This window comes from Novosphingobium sp. FKTRR1 (genome assembly GCF_020404405.1).
Classification (GTDB): domain Bacteria; phylum Pseudomonadota; class Alphaproteobacteria; order Sphingomonadales; family Sphingomonadaceae; genus Novosphingobium.
This window is the reverse complement of the sequence record NZ_JAIZDA010000012.1, coordinates 1-12,632: the sequence shown is the minus strand read 5'-3', so window position 1 is coordinate 12,632 and position 12,632 is coordinate 1. Positions and strand designations below refer to the sequence as shown.

At 66.0% G+C, this 12,632-nt stretch carries 11 protein-coding genes; 6 read left to right on the top strand and 5 right to left on the bottom strand.

The features are described 5' to 3' along the window. Nucleotides 1-62 precede the first annotated feature (62 nt). Nucleotides 63-1,976, top strand: a complete 1,914-nt coding sequence (locus LDN95_RS12510; protein ID WP_226018018.1) for a HAMP domain-containing methyl-accepting chemotaxis protein — start codon at nucleotides 63-65, stop codon at nucleotides 1,974-1,976. A 173-nt stretch (nucleotides 1,977-2,149) separates the two neighbouring features. Continuing rightward, nucleotides 2,150-2,509 carry an energy transducer TonB gene (locus tag LDN95_RS12505; protein WP_226018017.1) on the top strand — a complete coding sequence of 120 codons (360 nt, stop codon included), beginning with the start codon at nucleotides 2,150-2,152 and terminating at the stop codon, nucleotides 2,507-2,509. An 86-nt stretch (nucleotides 2,510-2,595) separates the two neighbouring features. Here the strand turns inward: LDN95_RS12505 and LDN95_RS12500 are convergent, their stop codons facing one another. The 4 genes from LDN95_RS12500 to LDN95_RS12485 all read right to left on the bottom strand — a co-directional run bounded on the left by LDN95_RS12500 (nucleotide 2,596) and on the right by LDN95_RS12485 (nucleotide 7,738). Then, a complete protein-coding gene (locus tag LDN95_RS12500) occupies nucleotides 2,596-3,996 on the bottom strand; it encodes a DUF6438 domain-containing protein (RefSeq protein ID WP_226018016.1) in 1,401 nt (466 codons plus the stop codon). A gap of 113 nt (nucleotides 3,997-4,109) precedes the next feature. After that, nucleotides 4,110-5,009, bottom strand: coding sequence for a glycosyltransferase family 2 protein (locus tag LDN95_RS12495; protein ID WP_226018015.1), 900 nt, complete (start codon nucleotides 5,007-5,009; stop codon nucleotides 4,110-4,112). A gap of 21 nt (nucleotides 5,010-5,030) precedes the next feature. After that, nucleotides 5,031-6,545, bottom strand: coding sequence for an oligosaccharide flippase family protein (locus tag LDN95_RS12490; RefSeq protein ID WP_226018014.1), 1,515 nt, complete (start codon nucleotides 6,543-6,545; stop codon nucleotides 5,031-5,033). 5 nt (nucleotides 6,546-6,550) lie between these two features. Continuing rightward, a complete protein-coding gene (locus tag LDN95_RS12485; RefSeq protein ID WP_370631688.1) occupies nucleotides 6,551-7,738 on the bottom strand; it encodes a glycosyltransferase in 1,188 nt (395 codons plus the stop codon). Between the two features lie 505 nt (nucleotides 7,739-8,243). Between LDN95_RS12485 and LDN95_RS12480 the strand changes: the two genes are divergently transcribed. From LDN95_RS12480 to LDN95_RS12465, 4 genes are read left to right on the top strand one after another with little or no spacing between them, the layout of a single operon-like run. Then, on the top strand, nucleotides 8,244-9,698 hold the full coding sequence (locus tag LDN95_RS12480) for a phosphomannomutase (RefSeq protein WP_226018120.1): 1,455 nt from the start codon (nucleotides 8,244-8,246) through the stop codon (nucleotides 9,696-9,698). Beyond that, complete coding sequence (locus LDN95_RS12475) at nucleotides 9,695-10,177, top strand: GreA/GreB family elongation factor (RefSeq protein WP_226018013.1); 483 nt, start codon at nucleotides 9,695-9,697, stop codon at nucleotides 10,175-10,177. Before LDN95_RS12480 ends, LDN95_RS12475 begins: the two co-directional genes overlap by 4 nt. Then, nucleotides 10,174-10,626, top strand: coding sequence for a YaiI/YqxD family protein (locus tag LDN95_RS12470; RefSeq protein ID WP_226018012.1), 453 nt, complete (start codon nucleotides 10,174-10,176; stop codon nucleotides 10,624-10,626). The genes LDN95_RS12475 and LDN95_RS12470 overlap by 4 nt, the downstream gene beginning before the upstream one ends. A 10-nt stretch (nucleotides 10,627-10,636) precedes the next feature. Continuing rightward, nucleotides 10,637-11,812: a cupin domain-containing protein gene (locus LDN95_RS12465; RefSeq protein WP_226018011.1), complete on the top strand. Its 1,176-nt coding sequence runs from the start codon at nucleotides 10,637-10,639 to the stop codon at nucleotides 11,810-11,812. Nucleotides 11,813-11,815: 3 nt separating this feature from the next. Here the strand turns inward: LDN95_RS12465 and LDN95_RS12460 are convergent, their stop codons facing one another. Further along, nucleotides 11,816-12,370, bottom strand: coding sequence for a pseudouridine synthase (locus tag LDN95_RS12460; RefSeq protein WP_226018010.1), 555 nt, complete (start codon nucleotides 12,368-12,370; stop codon nucleotides 11,816-11,818). Nucleotides 12,371-12,632 lie beyond the last annotated feature (262 nt).

Genomic DNA, 12,632 nt, shown 5'->3' with positions numbered 1-12,632 from the left:
CGACCGGCACATGGGTAGAGCGCGCCTTCAACAGGCCTGAGGTCGCTGCAGGAGCCAGACCGGTGCGGTTCAATATCTCGGCAAAGATCCTTGCCGCGTTTTCGCTGTTGCTCGCTGTGGTGGCGGCAACCGGACTGGTTTCGATCGAGAAGATCGGCGAGGTCAACGCGCTCTCGGCCGAAATGCGCACCCGTTGGCTGCCTTCGGCGCAGGCGCTGGGCGATATCCATGCCTATTTGTCGCAATATCGGATCAAGCAGGTCGATCTGGTCGCCGCGCCATCGCCGCGCACCGAAAAGCTGGTCCGCAACGCCCAGGCCGTGATCGACGGCCTGCTCGGTGACTACGCCAAACACGCCGAATCGCCGCAGCAAAAACAGTCGCTTGGCCAGCTCAAGCAAAGCTGGACCGCCTATACCAGCCGTAACGAGGAACTGACCCGGCTGGCTCAGGCACACGATGCCAACGCCAGGGCAATGCTCGATGGCGAGGCACTCGATCAGTTCTACGCGATGGAAGACACCGTGCTGGCCATGATCGATCAGGACAGCAAGGCTGCCTCGGCGGTGTCGGCGCAAAGCGCGGCGATCTATGATCAGGCCCGCATGTTCATGTTCGGCGCCATCGGCGCAGGGCTGGCCGTCGCGGTCCTGCTGCTGGTGCTGTTGATGCACAACATCGCCCGCCCGCTCAAGCGCATGAGCGAAGCCGTCGGCCAGTTGGTCGGCGGTGACAGGGAAGTGGCCTTGCCCGGCCTTGGCCGAAGCGATGAAATCGGGGCGCTGGCTGGCGCGCTCGATCGGTTCAAGGATCTGTTCGCCGCCGATCAGCTACGCGCCGACGAGGAGAAGGCGCGCGCAGCCCAAACGCGCGCCACGATCGACGCCATCGGCGGTGGCCTTGCCGCACTGGCTGAAGGCAAGCTCGACTATCATGTGCCTGAAACCGGCGGCGGCGCACTGGCCAAGCTGCATGCCGATTACAATGCGGCGGTCGGTACATTGGCCGGTGCGCTGGGCAAGATCGTGACCGGTTGCGGCACGATCCGGGTCGGCACCCACGAAATCGCCGCCGCCGCCCATGATCTGGCCAACCGCAGCGAACAACAGGCCTCGTCCATCGCCGAAACCGCCAAGACGCTGTCCGAGTTTTCCGGCGCGGTGAAGATCACTGCCGACAACGCCCGCCAGACCAGCAGCCGACTGGCTGTGGCCCGCGCCACTGCGGGCCGGGTCGAAGGCATCTCGCACGAGGCGATCGGGGCCATGCGCTCGATCGAGGCATCCTCGCGCGAGATGGCCGAGATCGTCAACGTGATCGACGGCATCGCCTTCCAGACCAACCTGCTGGCGCTGAACGCCGGGGTCGAGGCGGCGCGCGCGGGCGAATCGGGCAAGGGCTTTGCCGTTGTCGCCACCGAAGTGCGCGCACTGGCGCAGCGCAGCGCCGATGCCGCCAAAGACATCAAGGCGCTGATTTCCACCAGCACCGAACAAATCGTCGGCGGGGTCACGCTGGTCGAATCGAGCGGCGAGGCGCTGCGCCAGATCGTCGGCGAAGTCGGCTCGGTATCGGGACTGGTCGACGAAATCGCCGAAGCCGCAGAAAAGCAGGCCAGCGGCATCGCCGAAATCTCGGGCATGGTCGCGACGATGGATCAGTTCACCCAGCAGAACGCCGCGATGGTCGAGGAGACCTCGGCCGGAACCCGCAACCTGTCGGAGGAGACCGAGGGGCTGATGGCGCAGCTCGAACGGTTCAGCCTGGGTGGCAGCGGGTCCGCGCTCAATGCCCGGCACGATCCCTTCCAGCCAAGGGCCACGCTGCGCCCGGATGCATATGCCCCGCAGCCATCGGCCCCGCCTTCACCGCCCCCGCCATCACCGCCACCATCGCCCGCACCGACCCGTGCGGCACCCGCGTTCCAAGGCAACGCAGCAGTCAAGGCAGACACCGACGACTGGTCCGAGTTCTGAACGGCTGGGTTGGTGTTAAGGGCCCATCCCTAGGCACTGCTTTGCCGCAAGCTAACGGCCATGCTGCAAAGCAGCATTTGCGAAGGGTCCACCTGCTGATCGCCGCTTTGCGGTGGTCGGGCCGATCTGCACGCCCGCCCATTCCGCTGCCAAACTTCCAAGGAATGCTGCCCATGATGTCGCTTTCCCGCCGCCTGATGTTCGCATTTTCCGCCGCCGGTCTGGCGCTTGCCGCCACCGCCACGCCCGTGCTTGCCCAGTCGGCCGATTGGGTGAAGTCGGTCGCCCGCGCGATTGCCGCCAAGCAGACCTATCCCCGCAGCGCCCAGATGCGCGGCGAGGAAGGCACCGCCAAGGTCAAGGTCTTCATCAATGCAGGCGGCGGGGTTGACCGCACCGAACTGGTTACCCCCTCGGGCTCGTCCACGCTCGACAAGGAAGCGCTCGCGCTGCCGGCCCGCGCCGGTCAATTGCCCGCCCCGCCGGGCGGCGCGACCTCGGTCACAGTGCCGATCACCTGGAAACTGCTCTGACCGCTTCTCGATCTTTCGGTCACAGCAGAACGACTGGGGGTGGAGCGATCCGCCCCCCTTTTTCGCTCTGAAACCGGAACGACAGGCTACAAACCGGCTCTTCGCAGCAGGGCCAGCACGTGCAGCCATTTCTGGTATCGCGCCCAGCCTCGCAGCGTCATCTTGTCGGCTGGGCGCACCGCATTCAATTTCATCCCGGCATCGATCAGCGCAAGCGCGGTCGCTTCATCGTCTATGCTGAAAATGACCGGCTCCCCATCATCGTCCCGATAATTCGGGTCAGCCCCGGCCTTGAGCAGCATTCGTGCAACATTGGCATCGCCGACGAATTGGAGCACGCTTTGCCGATAATCCGACCGCGTCAGCACTGGATCGGCGCCAGCATCCAAAAGCATTCGGACCACGCCGGCACGATCACACTTCGCCTTCGCGCGATCATCAGAACAACTGCCGCTTGCTGCTTCGAACAGTGCCGTTTTCTGCGCGGTGGCCTGATCATAGCCGTCAACCTCGGGGTGCAGCGTCAGCAGCCATGCCACCATGGCTGCGTTGCCGTTGCCTGCCGCCATCCGTAGCATCACCGTGGCAGCGTCGGACGTGATCGCCGCTGGATCGACCCTGGCCCGGATGACATCGTAGCTGCCCTGACTGTCGCTCTGGATCGCCGCGCGAAGGGCGTTGCGCAAATCGCTCTGGCGCTTTCCTGCGCCATGATCGAGCAACCATGATAACGCCGTAGGTTGCTCGCGCGCGGCGGCTATTTCCAGCGGGTCGCTGGCGTCTGGCGCAACGCCAAGGTGTTGAAGCCGCGCCATCATGTCCAGATCGCCGCGCGCTGCGGCAGCCAGCATGAGTTGCGCACCCACCGGGCCATCGAACCTTGTGCCTTCGGCTTGCAACAGCGGAATGACCTCGGCGGTCCCCTCGATCCAGCGGCGCGAGCCAGCCGTCGCGTCGATCGCGTTCTCGATGTCGGTCACGGCCTGCGGCATGCCAACCTCTCGCCCGACGTAATCGATCACCCGTTTCGCGCCATTCCCGGTGTCGATGGACACCACATAAGTCGGGCTATCCGTCACGCTCGCCCGATATTCGCCCTTCAAGGCGAAGAAATTCCCTTCGCGGAATTGCTGTAGCAGCGCATCGATTTGCGCCCGGTCGATGCGGGCAAAGTGTTTGCCCGTAACGCGCACGAAGGCGGCCGCCGAGTTTTGGCGATGACGATGCGCCACGCCATCGACCGCCTGCTCCTGCGTGGAGAACTCGACCAGTCCATCACCACGGATAACCAAACGATAATCCGGACAAGTCCCAAAACAGGCCGACCGCGTGAGCGTGATGCGCAGCTTCGTGTAATCGACTTCAGGCAAGCGCGCCTGTGCAGAACAGGCGGACAGGATCAAGATCGCCACCGCACCGGGTCTGGCACGCCAGATCGCGCGCATGATCAGGCTGAACCAGCGTTGCTGTGTGGTTGGTCGGGACATGGACGAATGGCTATTGAAGTGCAGCCATCACGGCAATCCTGCGACTGACCGGCGACAGACTTTCAATCTTTGGCCAAGGCTGCGCCGCGATCCAAGGCTTGGCCAGTCACCTGTCAAAGCTCCTCGATCCGCTCGGGCGTCAGGCGGCCGCGCAAGGCATCGACCAGACCAAGCCAGTTGCCCTTGACCCGGCCGACGCGATCGACCCACGGTTCGGGAGCGAGGCTGCGCAGATGGTTGGCCATCAGGTTGCGCAAGATCAGCTTGCGGGCGAACCGCGCGCTCATTGTGCCCTTGCCCCACAAGTACAGCGGGTTCTGCACTTGCGAATAACCGAGCCGCAGCCCCGAAGCGCGCGCGCCCTTGGTCCCCAGATGGACCCCGACAAAGGCGTCTGTCGCCACCGTGCGACCACGCCGTCCGGCCTGTACGGCGAAGTCGATATCCTCCTGCCAGCCATAGAGCTTGAGCCGTTCGTCAAAGGCCAGCCCGGCAATGCTGGCCGCGCGATAGGCCATGTTGCAACCGTAAAGACCTTCGACGCAGCGCGCGTCGCCATGCGGAGGCGGCGCTTCCCGGTCATAGTCGCGCAGCATGCGTTCGGCGGCCCCGAGCGGCACGCCGGTGGTCCGCGCCCCGTCGGCCAGCAGCCTGCCGGTTGCACCGGCAACGTCGGGATGGCTTTCGAGAAATGCCTCTAGCCGTTCAAGGCAATGCCGCGAGGGGAGGTAGTCATCGTCAAAGAACGCGATGTAATCCGCCTTTCCCTCGACCAGCCGCAGCGCGCGATTGCGCTGGGCAGGCAGCCCGCGTGGACCGCTCACGACCGTGCAGCCTTCGCGGGCAGCGGCGCCGGGCAGATCACGGTCGCTGACTACCGACAGGATGATCCGGTCGGCCTTCCGGCTTTGGCGCCGCCAGTGGTGCAGCGCCGCCGAAAGCATGTCGGGCCGACCGGTGCTGGCCAAGATCACGACAAGGCGGGGTGAGGCAGTGGGCTTCAACGTGGTCACTCCGAAATTTGGCGGAAATCTTCAAGAAAACCCGCGTGAGGCAAGCAGATGCCGCCCGACACGGGTCAATGCCTGCCCGACGGCATAGGCACTCAGGAGCATCAGGCAGGCTGCCGTCAGCGCCGAAGCGCCGGGGGCAAGTGCCGCTGATGACTGGAAGGTGGCTGCAATCGTGGCGGTGATCGCGCCCGCGAGGCTGGGCAACATCGCCCACGCCAACGCCGATCCGGATAGCCGCGCATCGCGCACCAGCATGCCCATCGCCGGACCAAGCGATACCACCGCAGCCAACAAGCCCGCCGCGGCCACTCCCATGATCCCGAAGGGCACCGCGACGACCAGCGCAAGGACGTTGGCGGCCAGCGTAACTTGCGCCAGCTGCTGCGTCAGGTCCGCCCGGCCGATCAGCGGCAAAAGGGGATCGGTGGTCATTGTCACCAGACGACCGATCGCGCCAAGCGCCAGCAGTGTCAGGATCGGTGCGGCATCTTGCCAGGCCGATCCCAGCAACAGAGCCACGATCGGTCGGGACAGCAACGCCAACAGCAGCAGCGGCGCACATGCGACACTGAGGGTTGCATCAAGCAAACGCAGCGCCGCGATCGGCACGCAGGCCCGGTCATGCTCTGCGGTGCGGCGCAGAAAGGCCCAGCCGAATACGCGCGCGGGCTCACCGATCACGTCCTGCACCAACCCGGCCAGCCGAATGGCCGCACGGTACAACCCCACTGCGGCAGGGGCAAAGGCCAGGCCCGCCAGCAACGTGGCAAGATTCCACTGGAGAAAATTGAGCACTCTTGCGCTGCGCACCTGCCGTGAGAAGCACCGCATCTGTCCGATCACTACGGGTTCCGCATGCGCGCGCCAGACGCCACCGCCAGCCAGCACAAGCCCAGCCAATTCGACGCCGAGCAGCGTCAGTTTGGCCCCGGCCAGCGCTGTCAGGCCAGCCCCGTCGGCCAGCAACACCAACCCGGCGAAGCATGACGCCACTTCGGCCAGCGACGTTATCAGTGCCAACGCATTCAGTCGTGCAGACCGGGTCAGTACGCCTTCGCGCACCGCTGCAAGCGGGCGCAGCACGACCCACGGCAACAGCAAGATCCCTACGGCAAGCACCGCCGAACCGACCTTGCCGCTGATGGCCGCCATGGCCAGAGCCGCTGCGCCCCAGCTTGCCCAGAACGCCCCGTCGCGCAAGGCAAGGCCATGGACGACGCCGACGGTCCGCGCATCCTCGCAAGCCACCACTTGTTCACGCCAGCCGCCTTCGGCCAGCACCGCAAGCCCCGTGGCGATCGCAAACAGCAGGCTGAACCAGCCGAAGTCGGCCACGCTCAACACGCGCGCGGCGCTGATGAACAACACGAATTGCAGCCCCTGAGCCCCCAGCCTGGCCACACCGATCGCTCCTGCTCCGACAAGCGCCACGCCCCGTGTGCGGCCCATCTCGGCCGCGCGGAGCCGCGCGGAGAAGACCGGCGCAAGTCGCGCTCTCGTCGGCCAGAGCGACAGCGGCGTTGTGGCGGTTTTCATGCCGTTCAACCGAACTGGGCGGTTGCGAACGCTTCGCTGAGCCCGCCACCGATCCCTTCGGCGACCGCTGCCCGGATCTGCGCGTCGAACACCTCGGGCGCAAACCGCCGGGCATTGGTTACCGCTGCGGCAGGATCGAAATGCGGCTGCCAGGCTTCGAACCGTTCGACCGCATCGATCAGCGCTTCGGCCGACTGGTCGTGAAAGAACAGACCGGTCTGGCCATCGATGATCGTCTCCCCGGCGCCGCCGCCACCAAAGGCGATCACCGGCCGCCCCGAAGCGTTGGCTTCAACCGGAACCAGTCCGAAATCCTCCTCCGCCGGGAAGATCAGGGCACGGCATTCGGCATAGGCGCGGCGCAGTTCGTCAAACGGCAGGTGTTCGACGATGGTGATGTTAGGTCCGGCGCGCGCGGAAATCTCGGCCGCGCATTCCCCGGTGCCGACCATCAGCAGGGGAAGGCCCAGCCGGTTGAACGCTGCGACAACAAGATCCGCGCGCTTGTACGGCGTCATCTGGCCGACCCAAAGATAGCGCTCGCGCACAATCGCCGCTTGCGAGAACAACGCGACATCGACCGGCGGATGCACCACCGTCGCATCCCGGCCCCAGGCCTTGCGCACGCGCCGGGCGATAAACGCGCTGTTGGCGATAATGCGGTCGGGCCGCTGCGCCGAACTGGTGTCCCACTGGCGCAAGCCATGGAACATCACCGGCATCATCTGTCGCGCCAACCAGCCGGCCTTGATGCGATAGGGGTGGTAATGGTCCCACAGATACCGCATCGGCGAATGGCAATAGCACAAGTGGAACGCATCGGGCGCGGTGATCACCCCCTTGGCAGGTCCGGATTCGCTGCTGATCACAAGATCATAGCCACGCAAATCAAGCTCTTCGAGCGCGCGTGGCATCAACGGCAGATACTTCTGGTAATGCCGCTGCGCCCCCGGCAGCCGGTTGATGAAGGTGGTGTAAACCCGGCGCGCGCGGATCAGGTCCGACACCTGATCCGGCGCGTAGACGTGCGTGAAGATATCGGCTTCGGGATAAAGCCGCAGCAGGCGTTCGAGCACACGTTCGCCACCGCGCATGCCCACCAGCCAGTAATGCACGATGGCCACGCGCGGTGCGCGGCGTGGACCGATCCCCGACCGCAGCGGCGCGTGCATCGCAAAAGCGTGGTGTGTCATCCGGGTATCCCGTTGCTGGCCGTCGGTTCTGCAGGGCCCTGGCCTGCTTCGCGCAGATCAGGCCTCCGCTCCGACCATCGCGCGCTTCCCCGCAACCCGGCAACGCCGTCCACCTCCGAACTGGACCGATAACGTCCAGCCGCATCCAGCCATCCGGCCGATGTTCCGCCAAGCCCTGTTGCGCTGCAGCACGAAAGGAGCGGGTGCGCGGCAGTATTGCTGTCCCAACGCGAGCCATTGCCGAACTTGCGCTCGACCGATTTTGGTGCAAACCCGAAGCAAATTCGCAACGTTGTGTGAGTAGCGGCGTCTCGTCGCGGCGTTTGCAGCCGCGCAAGCTTGTTTGCGGCACGGCTTGAAACCGCTTGGCGCAATGCACCATGGCTGGCAGGAAGCAGGCGCTCGCCGCCGCCCCCCGCGCGGCGAACTGGCCTGGCCCTGCAAAGGGTCGATACTAGGTCGAAATAGGAGATATCGTGTGACGGTAACCACGGTTCGCGACTTGATGCAGGAAAGCGGCGTAGCCTTTGGCACCAGCGGCGCGCGTGGGCTGGTCAGCGCCATGACCGACCGGGTCTGCTACGGCTATACCCTTGGGTTCCTGCAATACATGGCCGAGCAGGGCGAGTTCGCCAGCGGCGGCGAGGTGGCGCTGGCCGGAGACTTGCGCCCATCGAGCCCGCGCATTCTGGCCGCCTGCGCACGCGCCGTGCGCGATGCCGGTGGCGTGCCGGTGTTCTGCGGCTATGTGCCGACCCCCGCGCTTGCGTTGTTTGCGTTTGGCCGCGGCATCCCCTCGTTGATGGTCACCGGCAGCCACATTCCCGCCGACCGCAACGGCATCAAGTTCTACCGCTCTGCCGGAGAAGTGCTCAAGTCCGACGAAGCGGGGATGAGCCGTCAGGTGCTCGACCTTGGCAGCGACCGCTTCGATGCCGCCGCGATGCTGGCTATGCCCGAGACGCTGCCGCCGATCACCGACGCCGTGGAAGCTTATGTGCAGCGCTACCTCGACCATTTCGGAGCAGGCGCGTTGGCTGGCAAGAAGGTCGGAATCTACCAGCACTCGGCCGTGGGGCGCGACATTCTGGCGCGAATCGTGCGCGAACTGGGCGCCGAAATCGCGCTTCTGGGCCGTTCCGAAGTGTTCGTTCCGGTCGATACCGAAGCCATCCGCCCCGAAGACGTCGAACTGGCGCAAGGCTGGGCGGCCGAATTTGGGCTTGATGCGATCGTTTCGACCGACGGCGATTCGGATCGGCCGCTGATCTCGGATGAGAGCGGAAAGTGGCTGCGCGGCGACGTGCTTGGCATCCTGTGCGCCAGCGCGATCGGTGCCACCAGCGTCACCACGCCGGTCAGCAGCAACACCGCGCTGGAAAAGTCGGGTCGCTTTGCCCGCACCCGGCGCACCCGGATCGGATCGCCTTATGTGATCGCCGCGATGACCGAGGAACTGGACGCGGGCGCAAGCGTGGTCTGCGGGTATGAGGCCAACGGCGGCTTCCTGCTGGGCAGCGCGGTTCCGGGCAAGACCGGACTGACGCGCGCTTTGCCCACCCGCGATGCGGTCCTGCCGATACTTGCGGTGCTGGCCGCCGACGCTCCCTCGGTTTCGGCGCAATTGGCCGACCTGCCGCAGCGCTTCACCTATAGCGACCGGGTCATTCCGTTCCCGCCCGAAGTCAGCAAGGCGCTGTTCGCCCGCCTGACCGACGGCGATGAAGCGGCGCAGCAGGCGCTCCAGACCGGGCTGTTCGGCAGCTTTGCCGGGCCGTGCACCACCATCGACCACACCGACGGCGTCCGTGCGACCTTTGCCGGGGACGCGGTGATCCATTTGCGCGGATCGGGCAACGCGCCTGAACTGCGCTGCTACACCGAAGCGGGCACCGAAGCCGATGCCGTGGCGATCAATGCCAGCGCCGTCGCCGCGATCAAGGCGCAACTGGGCCTATGAGCGTTGCGTTCCGGCGTGAAGGCGATGACGAACATCTTGAGCCCAAGTTCGAACTGCCGATCCCGCCCGGCCCCAACCGCGTCACCGCGCGCGGCGCGGCGCTGATCGGCGCGCGCGTGGCCGAGCTGGCGACGCAGATCGCGCAGCCGCATGACGAGGCCGCGCTGACGGCGCTCAAGCGCGACCTGCGCTATTGGCAGACGCGGCAGATCACCGCCGAAGTGATGCCGGTGCCTGCGGGCGATGTGGTGGAATTCGGCACCACGGTGGCGTTTCGCTTGGGCGGCAAGATGCGCACGCTGTCGCTGGTGGGGGATGACGAGGCCGACCCCGCCGCCGGGCTGATCGCGTTTTCGGCGCCGCTGGCCCGCGCGCTGATGGGCGCGGAAGCGGGCGAGCTGCTGCCGTTTGGCGGCAAAGACGAGGCAATCGAGGTGCTGGCGGTGGCCGCCATCGCGCCAGACGGCGCGCCACGATGACGCAGATTCTGGTCGATGCCGATGCCTGCCCGGTGAAGGAGGAGATCTACAAGGTCGCCTTTCGCCACGCGGTGCCGGTGACCATCGTCAGCAACAGCCCGATCCGCGTGCCCGCGCATGATCTGATCAGCCGCGTGGTGGTCAGCGACGGGTTCGACGCCGCCGACGACTGGATCGCCGAGCGAGCCGATGCGCAAACCGTGTGCATCACCGCCGACATCCTGCTGGCCGACCGCTGTCTGAAGGCGGGCGCCACGGTGATCTCGTCCAATGGCAAGCCGTTCACCCACGCCTCGATCGGCTCGGCCATCGCCACCCGCGCGATCATGGCCGACTTGCGCGCGGGCGGCGAGGCGATCGGCGGACCGCCGCCGTTCAGCAAGACCGACCGGTCGCGGTTCCTGTCAACGCTGGATGAAGCGCTGGTCCGGCTGCTGCGCCGCCGCTAAGGCGGGTGGCATGACGCTGCACAACTTCGACCCCGCCACTTTCCTGCGCGACCATTGGCAGCAGCAACCGCTGTTGATCCGACAGGCCTTTCCCGGATGGGTCAATCCGCTTGAACCCGATGAACTGGCCGGACTGGCGGGCGAGGCGGGAGTGGAAGCCCGCCTGATCACCGGGGGCACCGGCACATGGGCGGTGGAACATGGGCCAATCGCGGCAAAGCGCTTCTCCCGGCTTGGCAACAAGGACTGGACCTTGCTGGTGCAGGCGGTCGACCATCAGGTGCCCGACGTGGCCGCGCTGATCGCGCCGTTCCGCTTCATTCCGAACTGGCGGATCGATGACGTGATGGTCAGCTATGCCGCCGATGGCGGGGGCGTCGGCCCCCATTTCGACCAGTACGATGTGTTTCTGGTGCAAGGATCGGGCAAGCGGCGCTGGCGGATCGGCCAACGCTGCGACGATGCGACGCCGCTGCTGCCGCACGCGGACTTGCGCCTGCTCGCCGAGTTTCAGGCAACCGAAGAATGGCTGCTCGAACCCGGCGACGTGCTCTACCTGCCGCCCGGCGTGGCGCACGATGGCGTGGCGGTGGGCGATGATTGCATGACCTATTCGATCGGGTTTCGCGCGCCATCGCGGCACGAACTGATCGGATTGTGGGTGGACGAGATCCTGTCGGGGCTGACCGAGGACGACCGTTACGCCGACCCCGGCCTTGCCGCTCAGCCCAATCCGGGCGAAATCATCCCCGACGCGCTCGCCCGGCTGCAGGCGATGGTGATTGGGGCGGTTGCCGACCGCACCGGCTTTGCCGACTGGTTCGGACGGCACACCACCGAGCGCAAGTATCCCGAGGTCGACTGGCGCCCCGAGGCACCCGCCAGCGCACATGAGGTCCGTCAGGCACTTGCCGAAGGTGCAGCGCTGGAGCGCAACCCCGCCAGCCGCTTCGCCTTTGTCGAGCAAGGCGAGCGACAGGACGGCAGCGCGGTGCTGCTGTTCGTCGATGGTCAACGCCACGCTTGTACCGGGCTGGTGGCCGACCTTGCCCGCCAGTTGTGCGCAAGCGATCTTGTCGAAATCGCGCCTGCACTGGCAAGTTCCGAGGCAGCAGTCGCGCTGATGACGACGCTGATCAACGAAGGCAGCATCGCCTTTGCCGCCGAGGATGATGACCGGGACTGACCTTCAGCGCGGCACCGCGCCCTCACGCCACTCGCCTTGCGGCACATCGGCCACGGTCCAGTCGCCGATGCGCCAGCGCACCAGCCGCAGCGTCGGCAGCCCGACTGCCGCGGTCATGCGGCGGACCTGACGGTTGCGGCCTTCGCGGATGGTCAGCGAAATCCAGCTGTCCGGCACGCTCTTGCGAAACCGGACCGGCGGATCGCGCGGCCACAAATCGGGCGCGGCGATCGCCTCGGCTTCTGCGGGCAGGGTCGGCCCGTCGTTCAGGACCACACCGCACCGCAGCCGGTCAAGCTGCGCCTCGTCCGGCTCGCCTTCGACCTGCACCAGATAGGTCTTGGGCAGCTTGAAACGCGGATCGGCAATGCGCGCCTGCAGGCGGCCATCATCGGTCAGCAGCAGCAGCCCTTCGCTGTCACGGTCGAGTCGCCCGGCCGGATAGACCCCCGGCACCGCGACATAGCGCGACAGCGTGGGCCGGGCGGTAGCGGTGCCGCCATCGGTGAACTGCGACAGCACGCCATAGGGTTTGTTGAACAAGAGCAGGCGCGGCATTGGCTGATCGGTCCTGAAAGCGAAAGAGCCCCCCTGTGCCCCGGCGCTACCGCCTTGCGCAAGGCTTGAGGCTCAGGGTGGCCCGGCGTCAGCCGCCGTGATGGTTCGGGTCTCCGTAGATCGGATTGTCCTGATTGCGGATTCCGAGGTGATCGCGCGCGGTGTTCCGATTTGATGGCGCGCGGGATTCCGAGGTGATGGCGCGCAGCGTTCCGAGAATTATCCGCGCAGCATTCCGAGGTGATGGCGCGCAGTTTGAGGT